Origin of the sequence: Thalassotalea sp. 273M-4 (assembly GCF_041410465.1) — a bacterium.
Taxonomy (GTDB): domain Bacteria; phylum Pseudomonadota; class Gammaproteobacteria; order Enterobacterales; family Alteromonadaceae; genus Thalassotalea_A; species Thalassotalea_A aquiviva.
Map to the genome: position 1 here is coordinate 2,709,721 of NZ_CP166961.1, position 16,548 is coordinate 2,726,268.

Here is a 16,548-nt window from a genome sequence, read left to right on the forward strand (position 1 = left end):
TATTGCTTTTGAGAGTTTTATTTTGCTAGTAACTGACTGAAATAAGATTATTCGATAGCCATACCGAATTAAGCCGATTAAAAAGGCCACAAGATTATAGCTCTTGTGGCCTTATTTTTAGGTGCTTCATTAAGCGTTAGAAATGAATTTCAACGCCCGCAAATAAACCGTCAAAGTTGATGTCTGAATACACATCATCAACATCATCAAGCTCTAAATCAACTCTGCGATAACCCGCTTGCAGGTTTACATCAATGAGCATGTTATCGATAAGCTCGTAAGCGATACCAATTTGGTATTCTGTAAAATTGCTGTCATCAATGGCTAAAAAGTTGCCCTCAGCAATTAAACTTAACCCCGTAAATGGCAGCCCCACTTGAGCTGAGGCGTAAGCCATAGGTATGGCTTCATCTATATCATCGATATTTAAGCCAGAATCAAAGTCACCGCTGAAATCTTTTGCTGTAATACCTAAGTCGATAGAGACTAAATCGTTATCAAATATTTCATAATAAAAGGTGTAATCGGTATAGGTTAAATCGACTTGAGAAAATACGTTTTCAACGCGAAAAGCATCGGTTTCAACCGCTCCAACCCCCTCGGTATTTAACTTATTGCGCACCAATTTAACGTTTGGGATTAATGGGATCGGGTGTTCTAATGCTATATAAAAACGATACTCTGTATCATCTGAAAAGTCATAGTTTTGCAAATCGTTTTTTTCACCAAATGCGCCATCTGCACTAAGCTCCCAAACTTGCCCACCAACATACACGCCAAGCACATCTGCCGAAGCCGAATAACTTGTTAACAATAACGCACTGGCAATTAATGCCGCTTTCTTGTTCATAATTTATCCTTGACTTAAAAGTTCTCGTAAATCGATCAGCGCTGCATTAGCACGTGAAATGTAGTTCGCCATTACAAGAGAATGATTAGCAACAAGTCCAAAGCCACTGCCATTTAAAACCATTGGACTCCAAACCGTAGTTTGAGTGGACTCCAGTTCACGGATAATTTGGCGCAGACTCACCGCTGCATTTTTGTTTTGCAGAACATCTGCAAAATCAATTTCTATCGCTTTTAATAAGTGTAATAGAGCCCACGACGCTCCGCGAGCTTCATAGAAAACATCATCGATTTCCCACCAACTTGTTTTAACTAAAGCACTTGAAGATGTTCGGGTTGATTGATGGGCATCTTTATCTCCGGCTAAGTCGGTATTGAGCTGATCTCGACCAACACTCGCACTTAAACGTTGTGAATAACTGCCTAAACGTTTTTCAACTTGACGCAAGTAGTCACTTAAATTGTCGGCTCGAGCATAAAACTGTGACTCTTGGATACTTGGATCACTAAGCTCTTGACGATATTTGTAAAGATCATCAATAGCCGATTGGTATTGCCCTTCGGCGCTAGGCATTACCCACTTTGTTGAGTCGATATTAAATTTAGGTTGAGCATTTTGTAATAGTTGGTTTTGCACCGATTGAGATTGCGAACGACTAAAAGATTGTCGCATAGACAAGGCCATATCTCGAACCATCTCAAGCACCCCAAACTCCCAATTAGGAATATTGTCTAAAAATACCGACGGAGGTATCACGTCATTAGATAAGTAACCACCCGGTTTATCGAGTAGATGTTCTGCAACATGAATTAAAGCCGTAGAGGTGGCGTAGCCTACAACAGGGTTAACGTTTTCAACTTGTGCATCGTTGATGGTTTTTTCTTTAACGTCAAAGGTATCGGGCTCAAAACTCCAAAATACGCCCAAAAGATAAAATAAAACAAATACTAGAGCGATTACCGACGCCATCGATTTGTACGAAAAATTGAAATTCATCCTACTTCCTTTCTTAGTGATGTGATAACTGTTTTAGGCCTTTAACAGGCAAGGTTATATCCAATGTTTGTCCATTTGAAAAATGCAATGTCATAGCAACATGTTGATTTGCTATAAGTGGGGATTTTAATTCAAAAATCATCACATGATAGCCATGTGGCTGTAACACGGTTTTGTCTTTCGCCTTTATAATAATAGAATCTACCTGCTGCATTTGCATCATTGAATCACGCATTAAATGCTGATGTAATTCAATTCGTTTACTAATGTTTGAAGTAATTGATAACAGCTTAATATCGTCAGCAGATGCGTTAGTAATGGTCATGTAAGCTGAGCTTACTTGAGTCCCCGGAATCGTTTCTCTAATGTATGAATTGGTGATTTCGATATCTTGAGCAAACAATGGGAAGTTTGGCAATATCATTAAAAAAAATACAGATGAAAGTAACTTTATCATGATCATTAACTCTTATCACAGCTTAGGTTGTTGGCTAATAATCTCTTATTTTACCTTATTCGACAATATCTTATTACCCACGGCACGAAAAGACTAAGGTTTTGATTAGTTTTGCAGCACTTGACTTTGACTTAAGCAAAGCCAAATAATCACGAAAAATATCAGTAGCGGTGATAAGAAGCTCGCCCCCAGCAATAACAAAGCCCCCAAAACGCCAGCAACAAAAAACACCACTGTACCAAATATGCAACAAAGTAAGATGCCAATGGCGAATAATATTGCCAGCCCCAACAAAGCCGACATACTAATAAGTTCAAAGCGCTGAACAAAGTATTCGCTTAGCCCAAACTCTAGCGGTACTAAATGAGCAACCCCAGTACCAAAAGTGTAGGTTAAAGCCAAAGTGGCAATAAGCGCGATAATAAAACATTTAAAAAATGACATTGCCCCTCCCCTCACAAGAAAAAATGATAAATGACGTGTTGTACACTAACGGCGGTTGGGCATGACTAAAGCCGCAACACCATAGGCCACAAGTGTGGTTACTGGCATCATAAGACCTAAAATCACCACTGCAGCTCTTACCAAAATTCGTGGTAGCTCAAAATGACGCGCTATACCTGCGCACACACCGGCCAATTTTTTATGCACTAAATCTTTTGCCAAACATGGCTCTGTACTGTATTTGTGGTAGCTCATCGCTCTCTCCTAAAATGGGGTTGTCTGCTGATGTAAGTAAATAAACCATTGATTTTAAAGTTAACTACTCGTCAAATTTACATGCGAAACTGACGCACCAGACTAAAAATACCAGCACCGATAAAAAAGGTAATTACCGGTACTAACCAAAGGGTAAACATTGTGGTTAAAGGAAACATAACCTGTACCTGCCTGTTATGTAAGTTAACTATTCGCCACGTTTTGCTTCATCGCCTGAAGCTCACGTTCAATTGCGTCTTCATTTTCTAGGGCATCAAACTCATTCATCAAATCACTTTTATGGGTGATATCCCAGGCTTCAACTTGTGCTTCAACTTGTTCCACTTTCTGTTGGTAGCGTTCAAATTTTTGCAGACTTTCTTCGACATCTACCGCATGCAGTTGCGACTTAACTTTCAACCGCGTGGTTGCTGATTGCTGACGAAGGCGAATTGATTCTTGACGTCGCTTAGCTTCGGTTAATTTTGTTTGAAGGCGTCCAGCGTCGTCTTGCACTTTATCTAAAATATCATTAAGTGCATCCAACTCCTGCTGGGTATTATTGACTAGGGTCATAGCCTTTTTCTTTTCAACTAAAGCGCTACGAGCTAGGTCTTCACGACCTTTACTCAATGCTATTTCAGCCTTTTGTTGCCAATCAGCAACTTGGCTTTCTGCACTTTTAAGCGTTCGCGTTACCGCTTTTTTGTCGGCAATATTTTTTGCCGCGACAGAGCGCACTTCCACCAATGTTTCTTCCATTTCCTGAACGATCAAACGGATCATTTTTTCAGGGTTTTCTGCTTTCTCTAACAAGCTGTTGATATTGGCATTAATAATGTCGGTAAAACGTGAAAACATACCCATGATTTATCTCCTAATATACGATTTGTTATGTTGTTGTTTTTATTTCAACATCGCGGTTTGACTATTCGCACCGCTTTCTTTGTTGTCAAGCTTGGCAATGTCACGAATGGTTACGGTTGGCACGCCTTGCTGATTCATTAAACTGTCGATATTAAAATTCGCCAGTTCTTGTTGGATGTTTTTCGCAACCTGATTTGATACTTCTTGTAAAACCATTTTGCTTTGTTGACTAAGCATCATATCGATAGCCGTTTCTAATGACACAAGTTGCTCAGCTTTTGCTGCACTGCTAAACATTACTGAACTTGCAATTAAGGTAGCGAATACGGCTGTTTTGCTGGTTAACGTTTTCATGTGAACTCCTGATTAACAATTTATTTAGTTGATACTGCTAACGATTCTTATTTTTACATTAGACATTACAAGTGCTGTGCCAACTTTTAAAAAAAACCTCAAACCCTTGTTTTTACTGGCCTATAAGAAACCAAAGGGTTCTGCGTTACAGTTGTTAATGTTGAGTTAAATTTCATTATTTTGTGAAATTGACCAACCAAGTGGTAAATTTAACCACTTGAAATGTACAGCGAGGTAGAAGAGACAAAAAAAACCTAAAACGGCGGATTTTAGACAAAAAAAATCAGGCTAAAGCCTGATTGGTAAAATCACCTAATGAGAAACTATTTCTCTAAAAATACAATAACAAAACTGCTTGCGAGTAAACAAAATACGGGCAGCAAAAAGATCACAAGGGGGTAGAAAAATGTAAACATAAACTTGCTGCTCCTATTGGTTGGTTGGTCTCACTCGCATCTTGGCGGTTTCAATAGGTTTAGTCGCAACAAAGTAGAAAAAGGTTGGATTTTTTTTAATTTTTTTAAAAAATAACAAAAATGCCCATTTATGCGTTATCGCACAAATGAGCAATTAGTATACATAACAATATGTTAAATTGACTCTTCTAATTGACCGGTCAAAGCAAAGGCTTCTTTAAGGACGTTTGAGTTTGCACCGGCCCTGCCTGCATTTTCGCTTAAGTAACGACGATAACGACGTGCACCAGGCAATCCGTTACACAGCCCAAGCATATGCCTTACCACATGCCATACTTTGCCACCGTTAGCGACATGACGATCTATATACTCTGACATGTGTTCAATAACTTGTTCACGAGTGATCACAGTTTTTTGTTCATGCCAAATGCGCTGATCGGCTTCGGCTAACATATAGGGGTTTTGATACACTTCACGACCAATCATTACACCATCGATATGCTGTAGATGCTCAAGCGATTGTTCGAGTGTGGTGATACCGCCATTGATTGAAATATCTAAGTGCGAAAAATCTTGTTTAATTTGATACACCCGAGAGTAATCCAAAGGTGGTATTTCGCGGTTTTGTTTTGGACTTAAACCACTAAGCCATGCTTTACGGGCATGGACAATAAAATGCTGACAGCCACCTTGACCAACCACATCAATAAATTTATGCAAAAACTCATAACTGTCTTGATCGTCAATGCCAATGCGTGACTTCACGGTAATCGGCACTTTAACCGCGTTTTGCATGCTTTGCACACATTCCGCCACCAATTCTGGCTCTGCCATTAAACACGCACCGAAACGGCCATTTTGTACCCGATCGGAAGGACAGCCAACGTTAATGTTAATCGCATCATAACCAAACTGCTCAGCTTGTATCGCGCATTCTGTTAACGCTTTAGGATCGCTACCACCAAGTTGTAACACCAACGGGTGTTCTTCTTGGTTGTAACCTAGGTAATCGCCTTTACCAAATAAAATAGCGCCCGTGGTAACCATCTCGGTGTACATAACCGTATTTTTTGACAATAAGCGTAAAAAGTAACGGCAATGGCGATCTGTCCAATCGAGCATAGGTGCGACTGAAAGTTTTTCGTTGAATGTATTATTTGTCAATGAACTTAAACCTTATATAAATGCTAGTAACTCGACAAAACGTGAGAGATGTATTCATCGGTAATGGCACAGCATACAACACAAGAAGAAATGTTAGTATTTGTGCTGAACAAGCACTAAAAGCATCAATTGATGCACGTATGAGCGCATTTTACCATAGAAAAGGTAGTTATAAACACCAGTGTTCTCAAGGTTAAGTGTTCTCCCGACTAAACATTAGCTGTAGAGCGTTTTACTCATTTACTTCGACTTAAACTAAAGCTTTCTTGGTGTGGTTAAAATGGGTAAATAAAACACAAAAAAAGCACCGTAAGCAAATACCCACAAGGCTGTTGCCGCTTTTAATACAAAGAGGTAATCAGCAAAGATAAAGCTACCAAAGACTCGAATGACAAAACTCAAAACAATGGCTATTAAGGCAAGTGTCATAAGCTTGCCCACTACAATCATGCGTCCCGTATGGCCTAGGGAAACACGAGAGATCATCGACAAAATCATCGTGCCCATACCACCAACGGTTAATATATGAATGGCTTGAGAATAAGAAAAAATTAATTCCAGCTTTGCTAACCCAAGAGCAATAAGCCCCAGTGCAATGCTTAAGTAACTGATATGCAAAGACCATACAAGTGGGGTTTTAAAGGTCACCCAAATGCGCCAGCGCACAGCGCGTGCAAATTGTGCGCACCCTGCGAGGATAAAAACCGCTGCCACCAGCTCTTTGGGCAAAGGAAATAAATTGGCGCCACAGATAATGGCGAACATCACCGAGCCTAACGCAATTTTTTCAAGCCAAGCTATTGGTTCTACTTTGGTTGTTTTGGTCCCATTGGCGGTAAACATAGGAAACACCCGCCCCCCCATCACACACATCACAAAAGTTATTAACAACACAATAATATGACTGAGATTAGCGATATGCTGTATTTGCTCGGTCAAAACGGCAAAGTGCATTAGGATGTTAAGAATGGCCATCAGCAGTAAAATAGGAATAAAAAATAAGTTACGCCATAATTTGACTTTAATAATGGGGTAAGCAAGCGCACACGCGGATAATGGCAAGAATAAACTGTCAACAACCGCAATAACCAGCAAGGGGACATGGGTTGGCAATAACATGAGTACGCGTCCCATCAGCCAAATGAACATCAGTGCCATCAATGGCTTGCCATGTAAACTTGGTACACGAGTCCAGGTTTGAACGGCGGTTAATAAAAATCCGACCATAATGGCGGGAACAAAACCCAATAACATCTCATGCTTATGCCAGAATAATGAGCCTCCATACATAGTTGCAGACAGCGTTGGTGAAGTTAACGCTACGTTCCAAAGAAGTAGCCCAATCACACTAAACAAGGCTCCAGACAAAAAGAAAGGACGAAAAGCTAAATCAAACGTAGCTTTTATACTTGAATGTTTGGGTTGTTCTGATGGTGGTGGCGAAATGTTGATCATAAAAATTTATCAGAGTGTGCATGAGTGATTCGTTCAATCAGTATAATCGGTTTTTGAACGTTAATAATACATTTTGAAAACGCTAAAAGCGTCATCTGGTTGATTTTTACGACTAAAACGTGTCTACTTTCAATATAAATAAATCAATGGTTACGCTAACACAAGAAATCACCTTGGCGATGCTAAACCGACTATTGAACATAGAGTAATATTATGAACGTCAACAAGTTGTTGCAACAGGCAAAAGATAACTGCAAACGCACTGGTGCGCGTTTTACACCAGCTCGCGAGCAAGTTTTTTTGATCATGGCAAATAACCACGGGCCGATGGGCGCTTATGAGTTGTTAGATGAATTAAAAAAACAAGATACAGCAGCAAAACCTGCAACCGTGTATCGCGCTTTAGATTTTCTTGCTAAACAAGGGTTTGTGCACAAAATCGAATCAATTAATGCCTTTTTGCTCTGTGATCATTTCAGTGAGTGTAATCACCCGGTGCAATTACTTATTTGCGATGATTGTGGGGCTGTTGAAGAGATTCAGTCAAATAATTTAGAATTAGTCATAAAAACCATGGCTGACGCCAGCGGGTTTAAAATAACTCATCAAGTCGTTGAAGCCCATGGCCAATGCCAACAGTGCCAAGCAGCTTAAACGGGCAATCTAATCTACGTTAAAGGCTTCTATCGCCTAACGCATTAATTAACGAACAACGCCCTTTAAGCACCGCAACAATGATTTTATTTTCGCGAAAAGACGGTGGAAATATAATCCGAGAATCGTCTTCTAAGCGCATGTCGGTAAGTACATGTGCTTGGATATTGTCTATATCATCATCTTCATAGTACAACACGGTAACGGTGCTATTATTGTCGACCATAATACCAATCCTTTCTTGCTCAATTAAGCAATTTATTGTTGATTTGGTTAAACTATAGACGAAATTTTTTTCAATTCAAATTATGCACAACAACTTGAATTTAAATGAAAATAATTTAATAAAGATCGGTTTTAACTCTCGCTGTAATGTTACAAAGAAGCTCATAAGGGATCGTTTGAGCACAATCGGCAATTTTCTCAATCGCTAAATTCTTACCCCATAGCTCGGCATAATCCCCAACCTTGATACTATCATCTTCGCCTAAGTCGATGGTGATCATGTCCATTGATACCCGCCCGACTAATGGGAATACTTTGCCATTAACCCAGACCGGGGTGCCATTAATGGCGTGACGTGGATAGCCATCACCATAACCAATAGCAACCACACCAATGCGGGTATCTTTAGCACTCGTCCACGCCCCGCCGTAACCAACACGTTCTCCGGCTTTAATATGCTGAATAGCAATAACACTAGAGTATAAAGTCATAACCGGAGTAATGCTTTTCGGTGGTTGCAACGCCGACGTTAGCGCCATTGGACTCACTCCGTAAAGCATAAGGCCTGGGCGAACCCATTGATAATGAGCGTTTTTAAATGCTAGAACAGCGGCCGAATTAGCTAAGGTTTTGTCATCGGGCAAGTGTTCGGTTAAAGAGCCAAACAACGCCATTTGGCTGTTATTCATCGGATGGCTTACATCATCTGCACAAGCCAAATGGCTCATTAAGACCAAGCCCTTGGCGACATTAGAACAAGCCTTTAACCGTTGATAAAACTGAGCAAACAGCTCTGGTGCGACCCCCAGTCGGTGCATGCCGGTATCGATTTTTAACCAGACTTTAATTGGTGTAGGTAACGACGCTTGCTCTATTGCTTCAAGTTGTTCAATACTATGGATGACAATTTGTAAATCATGTTGGTGGATATCAACTAACTCTTCGGCTTCAAAAAAGCCCTCAAGTAGAACAATAGCATTGTTGATCCCATGGTCTCTAAGCTGCAAAGCTTCATCGATGCGAGCAACGCCAAAGGCATCGGCTTGTGGCAAGCCTTTAGCGATTCGAATAAGCCCATGCCCATAAGCATTTGCCTTAAGAACCGTCAACACCTTTGCCGGTGCTGCCAATTGCTTTAAGGTATTAAAGTTCTCTTTTAATGCCTGAGTATCAATGATTGCCGAGGCACTGCGATGCTTTTTCACCATAGTAAAGATTAATCTTCATCCATAATTCCACCAGGGCCGGCAAAGTTATCAAACCTTGAAAATTGGCCTTGGAAGGTTAGTCGAACACGCCCAATAGGGCCGTTACGCTGTTTACCAATGATGATTTCGGCAGTGCCTTTATCAGGACTGTCATCATGATAAACTTCGTCACGATAAATAAACATGATCAAGTCGGCATCTTGCTCTATCGAGCCCGACTCACGCAAATCTGAGTTAACAGGTCGCTTATCGGCACGTTGTTCCAAACTACGGTTTAGCTGGGACAGCGCGACAACGGGCACTTGTAATTCTTTGGCTAGGGCTTTAAGTGAACGTGAAATTTCGGCAATTTCCAAAGTACGGTTATCACTAAAAGCGGGGACCCGCATTAATTGTAGATAATCCACCATGATCATCGACAAACCGCCGTTATCACGAGCTACCCGTCGGGCGCGAGAACGCACTTCGGTAGGGGTTAGACCGGCAGCATCATCGACAAACATTTTGCCTTTTTCCATCAGTAAGCCCATGGTAGAAGACAAACGTGCCCAATCTTCGTCGCCTAATTGGCCGGTACGAATCTTGGTTTGATCGATGCGACCAAGCGAGGCCAACATACGCATCATGATTTGTTCTGACGGCATCTCTAGAGAGAAAATAAGCGCCGGCTTATCTTGCATCATGGCGGCATTTTCAGCCAAGTTCATGGCAAAGGTGGTTTTACCCATTGATGGACGGGCCGCAACAATAATCAAATCCGACGATTGTAAGCCTGCAGTCATTTTGTCTAAGTCATGAAAGCCAGTCGATACCCCCGTGACACCATCGTGGGGCTGACCATAAAGTTTTTCAATTTTATCCACGGTCTTTTCCATGACCGAGTGGATGTTTTCAGGGCCTTCCGTTTTACTCGCCCGTTGCTCTGCGATTTGAAACACTTTTGACTCGGCAAAATCTAACAATTCACTACTTTGACGGCCTTGTGGATCGTAACTCGCATCAGCTATTTCATTCGCTACTTTAATCAGCTCGCGGGTAACGGCACGTTCACGGACGATATCGGCATAAGCGTAGATATTGGCAGCACTAGGGGTGTTTTTGACCATTTCAGCCAAGTAAACAAAGCCCCCTACGTCATCGATTTGCTGCTGATTTTCCAACCCTTCAGACAAGGTAATAAGATCGACGGGGTTGCCCTTTTCAATAATTTTACCAATACATTCAAAGATAATTCGATGTGCTCGTGAATAAAAATCACTCGCAACCACTCGTTCAGCAACACTGTCCCAAGCTTCGTTATCCAATAACAGACCACCTAACACCGACTGTTCAGCCTCTAAAGAGTGTGGTGTGACCTTTATGCCCTCCACCTGTTTATCGGTGGGTTTATTGCTTTTAAATTGTTTTGTTGCTTGTTGTTGTGCCATTTCAGCTCAAATCCCGAATAAAAAAACTCATCTATTGCCTACCAAATAAAGCAAGCCTGCCCATGCAAAAGCAAGGTTGAACTTGACCGTTAATATCAAAAACCGAAGAATGGAAAAGTGGTTAGAAGCTTGTTGAGCGAACTAACGATGGTAACGACCAGAGTACAGAGTAATGTATCAAAATTCGCAAAAAGTTACATGCCTTTTGCACAATAAGGCGGAATAAAAGAGGGGCGTCTGACAGACTGTATATGTTTATTGCGAGATAACTCGCAATAATTAGGGTTTGCTTAGTGTCTTAACAAGAACATCACAAGCCTAACCGTTGCGAGCTTATTCATTGGTTTAATAGTGTATTTTTACTTTGCCACTCACTGTTGACGCTTTCACACTGGCGCTGCCCTTACCTGTGCTGGTGGTCAACTTTGAGCTTGGACCATATTTGGCTCGCTTAACTTGGTCTTTAGTAACACGATTAATGATTTTACCGTCGGCGTTTGAATACACTTTAAATTCTGCATTAACACCTTCTTGCACCTGTAAGTCGGTATTACCACTTACCGAAGAAAGTTTTACCCGGCCTTGATCTCTTAACACCATGCTTACCTCAATGTGACCACTGATACTAGATAAGTTGGCGTTTTCTATTTGATCCAAGTTTAAGTCAATATTACCCGATATAATGCTGGCTTCAATATCTTGAGCTTTGCTACTTGCATCAATATTGCCACTAACAGCACGATACACCAATTGCCCCTTAGACTCTTTATCATTGATATTGCCACTGACCGTTGATAAAACAACCTCACCCGATAAGTTCTTAGCATCAATATTACCACTGACCGTTTTAAGAGATACCTTGGTGCTAAGATCTGCGGCCTTAATATCACCACTGACGGTTTGAATAAATACCTCACTGTTGATTTCACTTACCTTGACGTCGGTTGAAACCCCAGTAAATTCAACCGCTAAATGGTCTGGTAAAGTAATGGTTAAGTTACTCTCTTCTTCTTCACTGTGCCAAAAAGAACTGTTCATTTGCTTTGGCATTTGTACTTGAATAAGGACTTTATCTAATTCGTGTTTGAAGACAAAATTTTGCGCTTTTTCATCGAGCTTACCGATAACGGAAATCGCCTTAGTGTCGGCGCCATTAATCCTTACTTTGCCTCTAAGATTCTCAATTTTAACCGCAACAATGCCATCGGCACTCAGTTGCTGGTCAATGGTCTTGGCCATTAGGCTAATGCTCGATAACATCATGCCCAACAACATCAATGGGGTCATTATTTTCATCATCATTCCCTCTTAAATGGTTTGCCATTTAGGGTTGTAAAGTTGCTCTAATAAACTTAATTCTTGCTGTTGGGTCCACTTTAATAGGTTCAGCAAATCAACATTATCAGGATCTTCTGCTAATGCCTTCAGCAGTGAGGTTCGAGCACTTTCTAGCTCATTAAATTGCTGTTGGATATTCTCCGGTAGCTTCGTCAAATCCGGTTTACCAAAGCCAACTAACATGGCTTGTTTTTCTTGTTGGTATTCTTGTTCAATCATTTTTACGGGTGAAAACACAATGTCTTGTTGTGGCGTCGGGGTCCCCATATACCAAGTCAACACCACCGCTGCACATACCGAAGCGGCCCAAGCGTAGTAGGCTTTAAAGCCAGATTTTTGCTGTTCGTTACGACCTTTAGCCAGGGTTGCATCGTCGCTATGACTTTGCTGCAAGGCTTGATGTTCGATGGCCCGTTCAATGCCTGTCCATAAATCACGTTCTGGTTTGATTTCTGTTGCCAACGCATCAATACGTTGTTGTAATTCTTGCTCGCTCAATAATTTACTCATCTTGCAGCCACTCTCTTAATAAATTTCGTGCTCTATGGTAATGCGATTTGCTAGACCCTACGGCGATCTCAAGCATCTTAGCAATTTCTTCATGGCGATAGCCTTCTACCGCAAATAACACAAACACCAAACGTGCCTTTTCTGGTAGGCGCATGATCCCCTTGTCGATATCGGACAAGTCGGTGATCCCGTGTGTTTTCGCTTCTAACTCTTGCAGCGATGGTGGCTGCTCTTCTAAGCTAAAGACCTTTTGAATCCAATTTTTTTGTTTGCGAATATGGCTCAATACGGTATTGGTCGTAACCGAATGCAACCAAGTGGAAAACTTACTGTCTCCACGAAAGTTATCTAACTTGGTCCAAACTTGCATAAACACTTCTTGTGACACATCTTCTGCTTGCTCTTTATTTGATAGCATACGCAGACACAAGGCGTACACCTTGCCGATATGTCGCTGATATAAATGATTAAACGCCTGTCGGTCACCACCCTGAGCTTGGCTTATCCATTCCAGCTCTTGTTTATGGGCAAAGACTTGTTGGGCATCAATCACCGAACTCTGTCCCGTCAACTCTCTGTTATCCTGTTCAAATGTTTAGGTCTTTGGTTATTAAGATGCGGTTGTTATTAAAAAGGTTTAAACCGTTAACTCTTTTTTAATTATTTTATTTATTGTGTTTTATCGCACACTTTTAATCGTAATACTACGATAAGGCCAATCATTAGTAAGATGAATATCAACGCTTTAAGGTAAATATGCTCAAGTTGGAAGAAAGACAAGCCACCAAATAAAATAATCGAGCTAAGGGCTACGACTTTGGTTTTGCCACTAATACAATGGTGTTGTTGCCAACGGGTTAAAAATGGGCCAAAAAATCGATTGGTTAACAACCAACGATGCCATCGAGATGAAGACTTAGCAAAGCAGGCTGCCGCTAACAATAAAAAAGGTGTGGTTGGGAGAATAGGCAAAAATGCGCCGATTGTTGCCAAAGCAACAAAGGTAAATCCTAAGGTAAGATAAATTAGGCGCATCATGTCATTGAGAGTAAATTAAAAGTGATATCCTTAAATCACTTTGTGCTCTTATGCTTTTTCTTGTGGTTTAAAATATGGGTCATTATCACGATATTTCACCTGCATGCCGGCAAGGAAATTACGAATGAATTGATCCTTACATTCGCGAAAATGCTTATGATCAGGTTTGCGAAAAAAAGCAGACAACTCAGATTTACCAATGCGTAAGTTTGCCAATTCGATGAGTTCAATCATCCCTACATCGGTTAAATTCAAGGCAATCTTTAGCTTACGTAAAATAATGTTGTTGTTAAGCTTTTTCTCGGCAACGGGTGCCGGACCGTCTTTCTTGCCACGTTTTTCATTGATAAAACCGTTAAGAAAATACGCCAGTTGTTGGTCGGTTAAATTAACGTATTTGGGGTCGTCATCTTTGCGCAACCAATGATGTAGTTGCTCTAATTGAACCGGGTAATCGGCAGAAGCAAATATCGCCATCATTTTGGCGTCATTGTAATCGAAAATATAACGAATACGGCGTAGGATTTGGTTATTTGTCACGGGTTAAACCTGTTTGATGTCTATCATGGCTTCGCGGCTATGACCACTTTGTTGAACTGCGGTCAAATAGTCTTGCCATAGAGTTGCTTTATTGTGAGCGAAATCTAATAACAAGGCGGCGCTATAAATGGCCTGATGGCCATCATCAAAGTGCAGGCGAAAGCCATGTTTGCCCACCGGTTCAAGCGCCAATAGTTGAACCATTTTCTTATGGCTCACTGGCGGCTTTTTTCGGCCCTGCACTTGTGTTTGTTCTAAAGGGGAGTATACACGTAAAAACTCAAAACACAGAGTTTGACGTAAGCCGTCACTGCATTCGAGCAATAATTGCGCCTGTTTACGGTCAATAGTAAATTGGTTAATACTCATATCATCCCCTGTGACAGCGGTTTATAAAATAAACCGACTTAGATCTTCATTCTCAACCAGCATATCTAATTTGCTGTTAACGTAATCTTGGTCGATAACTATCGATTCACCCGACTTGGCATCGGCTTGGAACGATAAATCTTCAATCAAGCGTTCCATCACAGTATGTAAACGACGAGCACCAATATTTTCGGTAGTTTCGTTTACCTGCCATGCCGCATTCGCGATGGCGGCAATACCGTCTTCACTAAATTCAACCTTAACCCCTTCTGTTGCTAACAAGGCAATATACTGTTCGGTTAATGAGGCATTAGGCTCAGTTAAAATACGCACAAAGTCTTCCGTGGTTAATGCTCGTAATTCAACGCGAATCGGTAAGCGACCTTGTAATTCTGGAATTAAATCAGACGGTTTAGCCATCTGAAAAGCACCCGAAGCGATAAATAAGATGTGATCGGTTTTTACCATGCCGTGCTTAGTGCTAACCGTTGAGCCTTCAACTAACGGCAGTAAGTCGCGTTGTACACCTTCTCGAGATACGTCTGGACCGGATGTATCCCCTCGTTTACAGATTTTGTCGATTTCATCGATAAAGACAATGCCATTTTGCTCAACCGCGTCAATCGCTTTTTCTTTTAGCTCATCAGGATTTACCATTTTGCTGGCTTCTTCTTCCTGCAAAGCTTTAAACGCATCTTTGATTTTCATTTTGCGTTTCTTGGTTTTTTCCTGCGACATACTTTGGAACATGCTTTGTAATTGGTTGGTCATGTCTTCCATACCAGGAGGTGCCATGATCTCCATACCAATTTGAGGCATAGCAACGTCTAACTCGATTTCTTTATCATCAAGCTTTCCTTCACGTAGTTTTTTACGAAAAACTTGGCGAGTACTGCTGTTATCTGTGCTTTCTTCTTCCCCAAAGGTATTTCTTGGATTTGGGATCAAGACATCAAGAATACGCTCTTCTGCCGCTTCTTCGGCTAAATGCTTGACTCGTTCCATTTCCATTTCTTTGGTTAACTTCACCGCCACATCGGCCAAGTCACGAATAATCGTTTCGACTTCTTTACCAACATAGCCCACTTCGGTGAACTTGGTTGCTTCCACTTTAATAAATGGGGCATTCGCCAGTTTGGCTAGGCGACGGGCTATTTCGGTTTTACCAACACCTGTTGGTCCGATCATTAAAATATTTTTTGGGGTAACTTCGCTACGCAGCTCGTCGTTAAGCTGCATTCGACGCCAACGGTTACGAAGCGCAATCGCAACGGCTTTCTTAGCGTCGTTTTGGCCAATAATATGGCTATCGAGTTCGTGAACAATTTCACGTGGCGTCATATTAGACATGCGTAATTCCTTACCGATGACAGACATCAACATAGTCTGCCTGAGTTAAACTGATAATTAGATTAAATTTCGTCGATGGTGTGGTTTAAGTTGGTAAACACACAAATATTACCGGCAATGGTCAAAGACTTTTCAACAATCTCTCGCGCCGACAGTTCGGTATTTTCCAATAATGCGGTCGCGGCAGCTTGTGCGTAATTACCACCCGATCCAATGGCGATTAAATCATTTTCTGGTTGAACAACATCCCCATTACCGGTGATGATCAAAGAGGCCGTTTCATCGGCAACCACCAGCATCGCTTCGAGCTTGCGAAGGGCACGATCGCTGCGCCAATCTTTGGCCAGTTCAACGGCTGAACGGGTCAGATGTCCTTGGTGTTGTTCAAGCTTGCTTTCAAAGCGCTCAAATAAGGTAAACGCATCGGCTGTACCACCGGCAAATCCGGCCAAGACTTTGTCATGATACAAACGACGGACTTTGCGCGCGTTGCCTTTCATTACGGTATTGCCAAGAGATACTTGACCATCACCACCAATACATACTTTGCCGTTACGACGAACTGAAACAATAGTAGTCACATTAAACCTCTGAAAATAATTGAACAGGCACCTTTTCGGTGCCTGTAGTC

At 41.4% G+C, this 16,548-nt stretch carries 21 protein-coding genes; 1 reads left to right on the forward strand and 20 read right to left on the reverse strand.

Annotation, left to right across the window (positions count from 1 at the left end; genetic code table 11):
• Positions 1–136: 136 nt before the first annotated feature.
• The 9 genes from ACAY00_RS12090 to ACAY00_RS12130 form a co-directional block, all read right to left on the reverse strand.
• Positions 137–850, reverse strand: a complete 714-nt coding sequence (locus tag ACAY00_RS12090) for a TIGR04219 family outer membrane beta-barrel protein (RefSeq protein WP_371374000.1) — start codon at positions 848–850, stop codon at positions 137–139.
• Between the two features lie 3 nt (positions 851–853).
• Positions 854–1,846: a DUF2333 family protein gene (locus ACAY00_RS12095; RefSeq protein WP_371374004.1), complete on the reverse strand. Its 993-nt coding sequence runs from the start codon at positions 1,844–1,846 to the stop codon at positions 854–856.
• 13 nt (positions 1,847–1,859) lie between these two features.
• Positions 1,860–2,303 (reverse strand): copper chaperone PCu(A)C, encoded by a 444-nt coding sequence (locus tag ACAY00_RS12100; protein WP_371374006.1) that lies wholly within the window; start codon positions 2,301–2,303, stop codon positions 1,860–1,862.
• A gap of 105 nt (positions 2,304–2,408) precedes the next feature.
• Positions 2,409–2,747 (reverse strand): hypothetical protein, encoded by a 339-nt coding sequence (locus tag ACAY00_RS12105; RefSeq protein WP_371374009.1) that lies wholly within the window; start codon positions 2,745–2,747, stop codon positions 2,409–2,411.
• A 45-nt stretch (positions 2,748–2,792) separates the two neighbouring features.
• Positions 2,793–3,002, reverse strand: a complete 210-nt coding sequence (locus ACAY00_RS12110; protein ID WP_371374012.1) for a PspC domain-containing protein — start codon at positions 3,000–3,002, stop codon at positions 2,793–2,795.
• 204 nt (positions 3,003–3,206) lie between these two features.
• Positions 3,207–3,869 (reverse strand): phage shock protein PspA, encoded by a 663-nt coding sequence (gene pspA, locus ACAY00_RS12115; protein ID WP_371374014.1) that lies wholly within the window; start codon positions 3,867–3,869, stop codon positions 3,207–3,209.
• A gap of 39 nt (positions 3,870–3,908) precedes the next feature.
• Positions 3,909–4,223 (reverse strand): hypothetical protein, encoded by a 315-nt coding sequence (locus ACAY00_RS12120; RefSeq protein ID WP_371374017.1) that lies wholly within the window; start codon positions 4,221–4,223, stop codon positions 3,909–3,911.
• Positions 4,224–4,813: 590 nt separating this feature from the next.
• Positions 4,814–5,761 carry a tRNA dihydrouridine(20/20a) synthase DusA gene (dusA, locus tag ACAY00_RS12125; protein ID WP_371379729.1) on the reverse strand — a complete coding sequence of 316 codons (948 nt, stop codon included), beginning with the start codon at positions 5,759–5,761 and terminating at the stop codon, positions 4,814–4,816.
• A gap of 297 nt (positions 5,762–6,058) precedes the next feature.
• Complete coding sequence (locus tag ACAY00_RS12130; RefSeq protein WP_371374020.1) at positions 6,059–7,258, reverse strand: NnrS family protein; 1,200 nt, start codon at positions 7,256–7,258, stop codon at positions 6,059–6,061.
• Between the two features lie 213 nt (positions 7,259–7,471).
• On the opposite strand from ACAY00_RS12130, the gene ACAY00_RS12135 reads away from it, so the two are divergent.
• Positions 7,472–7,912, forward strand: coding sequence for a transcriptional repressor (locus tag ACAY00_RS12135; protein ID WP_371374023.1), 441 nt, complete (start codon positions 7,472–7,474; stop codon positions 7,910–7,912).
• Between the two features lie 19 nt (positions 7,913–7,931).
• On the opposite strand, the gene ACAY00_RS12140 is transcribed toward ACAY00_RS12135, so the two are convergent.
• The 11 genes from ACAY00_RS12140 to hslV all read right to left on the reverse strand — a co-directional run bounded on the left by ACAY00_RS12140 (position 7,932) and on the right by hslV (position 16,498).
• Positions 7,932–8,138, reverse strand: coding sequence for a DUF2375 family protein (locus tag ACAY00_RS12140; RefSeq protein WP_371374025.1), 207 nt, complete (start codon positions 8,136–8,138; stop codon positions 7,932–7,934).
• A 115-nt stretch (positions 8,139–8,253) separates the two neighbouring features.
• Positions 8,254–9,345: an alanine racemase gene (alr, locus tag ACAY00_RS12145; RefSeq protein WP_371374027.1), complete on the reverse strand. Its 1,092-nt coding sequence runs from the start codon at positions 9,343–9,345 to the stop codon at positions 8,254–8,256.
• Positions 9,346–9,353: 8 nt separating this feature from the next.
• Complete coding sequence (gene dnaB, locus ACAY00_RS12150) at positions 9,354–10,772, reverse strand: replicative DNA helicase (RefSeq protein WP_371374030.1); 1,419 nt, start codon at positions 10,770–10,772, stop codon at positions 9,354–9,356.
• Between the two features lie 345 nt (positions 10,773–11,117).
• Entirely contained in the window at positions 11,118–12,074 is a 957-nt protein-coding gene (locus tag ACAY00_RS12155) for a DUF4097 domain-containing protein (RefSeq protein WP_371374032.1), read from the reverse strand.
• Positions 12,075–12,080: 6 nt separating this feature from the next.
• Entirely contained in the window at positions 12,081–12,620 is a 540-nt protein-coding gene (locus ACAY00_RS12160; protein WP_371374034.1) for a hypothetical protein, read from the reverse strand.
• Positions 12,613–13,191: an RNA polymerase sigma factor gene (locus ACAY00_RS12165; RefSeq protein ID WP_371374037.1), complete on the reverse strand. Its 579-nt coding sequence runs from the start codon at positions 13,189–13,191 to the stop codon at positions 12,613–12,615. The genes ACAY00_RS12160 and ACAY00_RS12165 overlap by 8 nt, the downstream gene beginning before the upstream one ends.
• Before the next feature lie 98 nt (positions 13,192–13,289).
• Positions 13,290–13,592: a YbaN family protein gene (locus ACAY00_RS12170; protein WP_371374040.1), complete on the reverse strand. Its 303-nt coding sequence runs from the start codon at positions 13,590–13,592 to the stop codon at positions 13,290–13,292.
• Between the two features lie 114 nt (positions 13,593–13,706).
• Positions 13,707–14,198: a DUF1456 family protein gene (locus tag ACAY00_RS12175; protein WP_371374043.1), complete on the reverse strand. Its 492-nt coding sequence runs from the start codon at positions 14,196–14,198 to the stop codon at positions 13,707–13,709.
• A gap of 3 nt (positions 14,199–14,201) precedes the next feature.
• Positions 14,202–14,567 (reverse strand): gamma-butyrobetaine hydroxylase-like domain-containing protein, encoded by a 366-nt coding sequence (locus ACAY00_RS12180; protein WP_371374045.1) that lies wholly within the window; start codon positions 14,565–14,567, stop codon positions 14,202–14,204.
• A 21-nt stretch (positions 14,568–14,588) separates the two neighbouring features.
• Positions 14,589–15,917, reverse strand: a complete 1,329-nt coding sequence (gene hslU, locus ACAY00_RS12185) for an ATP-dependent protease ATPase subunit HslU (protein ID WP_371374047.1) — start codon at positions 15,915–15,917, stop codon at positions 14,589–14,591.
• Positions 15,918–15,979: 62 nt separating this feature from the next.
• Positions 15,980–16,498 (reverse strand): ATP-dependent protease subunit HslV, encoded by a 519-nt coding sequence (hslV, locus tag ACAY00_RS12190; protein ID WP_371374050.1) that lies wholly within the window; start codon positions 16,496–16,498, stop codon positions 15,980–15,982.
• Positions 16,499–16,548: the final 50 nt, after the last annotated feature.

Bases quoted from the DNA above. Each gene is read 5' to 3' on its own strand.
- ACAY00_RS12120 (WP_371374017.1), bottom strand. From the start codon at position 4,223: ATGAAAACGTTAACCAGCAAAACAGCCGTATTCGCTACCTTAATTGCA.
- ACAY00_RS12180 (WP_371374045.1), bottom strand. From the start codon at position 14,567: ATGAGTATTAACCAATTTACTATTGACCGTAAACAGGCGCAATTATTG.
- ACAY00_RS12105 (WP_371374009.1), bottom strand. From the start codon at position 2,747: ATGTCATTTTTTAAATGTTTTATTATCGCGCTTATTGCCACTTTGGCT.
- ACAY00_RS12130 (WP_371374020.1), bottom strand. From the start codon at position 7,258: ATGATCAACATTTCGCCACCACCATCAGAACAACCCAAACATTCAAGT.
- hslU (WP_371374047.1), bottom strand. From the start codon at position 15,917: ATGTCTAATATGACGCCACGTGAAATTGTTCACGAACTCGATAGCCAT.
- ACAY00_RS12160 (WP_371374034.1), bottom strand. From the start codon at position 12,620: ATGAGTAAATTATTGAGCGAGCAAGAATTACAACAACGTATTGATGCG.
- ACAY00_RS12090 (WP_371374000.1), bottom strand. From the start codon at position 850: ATGAACAAGAAAGCGGCATTAATTGCCAGTGCGTTATTGTTAACAAGT.
- dnaB (WP_371374030.1), bottom strand. From the start codon at position 10,772: ATGGCACAACAACAAGCAACAAAACAATTTAAAAGCAATAAACCCACC.
- alr (WP_371374027.1), bottom strand. From the start codon at position 9,345: ATGGTGAAAAAGCATCGCAGTGCCTCGGCAATCATTGATACTCAGGCA.
- ACAY00_RS12135 (WP_371374023.1), top strand. From the start codon at position 7,472: ATGAACGTCAACAAGTTGTTGCAACAGGCAAAAGATAACTGCAAACGC.
- dusA (WP_371379729.1), bottom strand. From the start codon at position 5,761: ATGCTCGATTGGACAGATCGCCATTGCCGTTACTTTTTACGCTTATTG.
- pspA (WP_371374014.1), bottom strand. From the start codon at position 3,869: ATGGGTATGTTTTCACGTTTTACCGACATTATTAATGCCAATATCAAC.
- ACAY00_RS12140 (WP_371374025.1), bottom strand. From the start codon at position 8,138: ATGGTCGACAATAATAGCACCGTTACCGTGTTGTACTATGAAGATGAT.
- ACAY00_RS12155 (WP_371374032.1), bottom strand. From the start codon at position 12,074: ATGATGATGAAAATAATGACCCCATTGATGTTGTTGGGCATGATGTTA.
- ACAY00_RS12100 (WP_371374006.1), bottom strand. From the start codon at position 2,303: ATGATAAAGTTACTTTCATCTGTATTTTTTTTAATGATATTGCCAAAC.
- ACAY00_RS12095 (WP_371374004.1), bottom strand. From the start codon at position 1,846: ATGAATTTCAATTTTTCGTACAAATCGATGGCGTCGGTAATCGCTCTA.
- ACAY00_RS12110 (WP_371374012.1), bottom strand. From the start codon at position 3,002: ATGAGCTACCACAAATACAGTACAGAGCCATGTTTGGCAAAAGATTTA.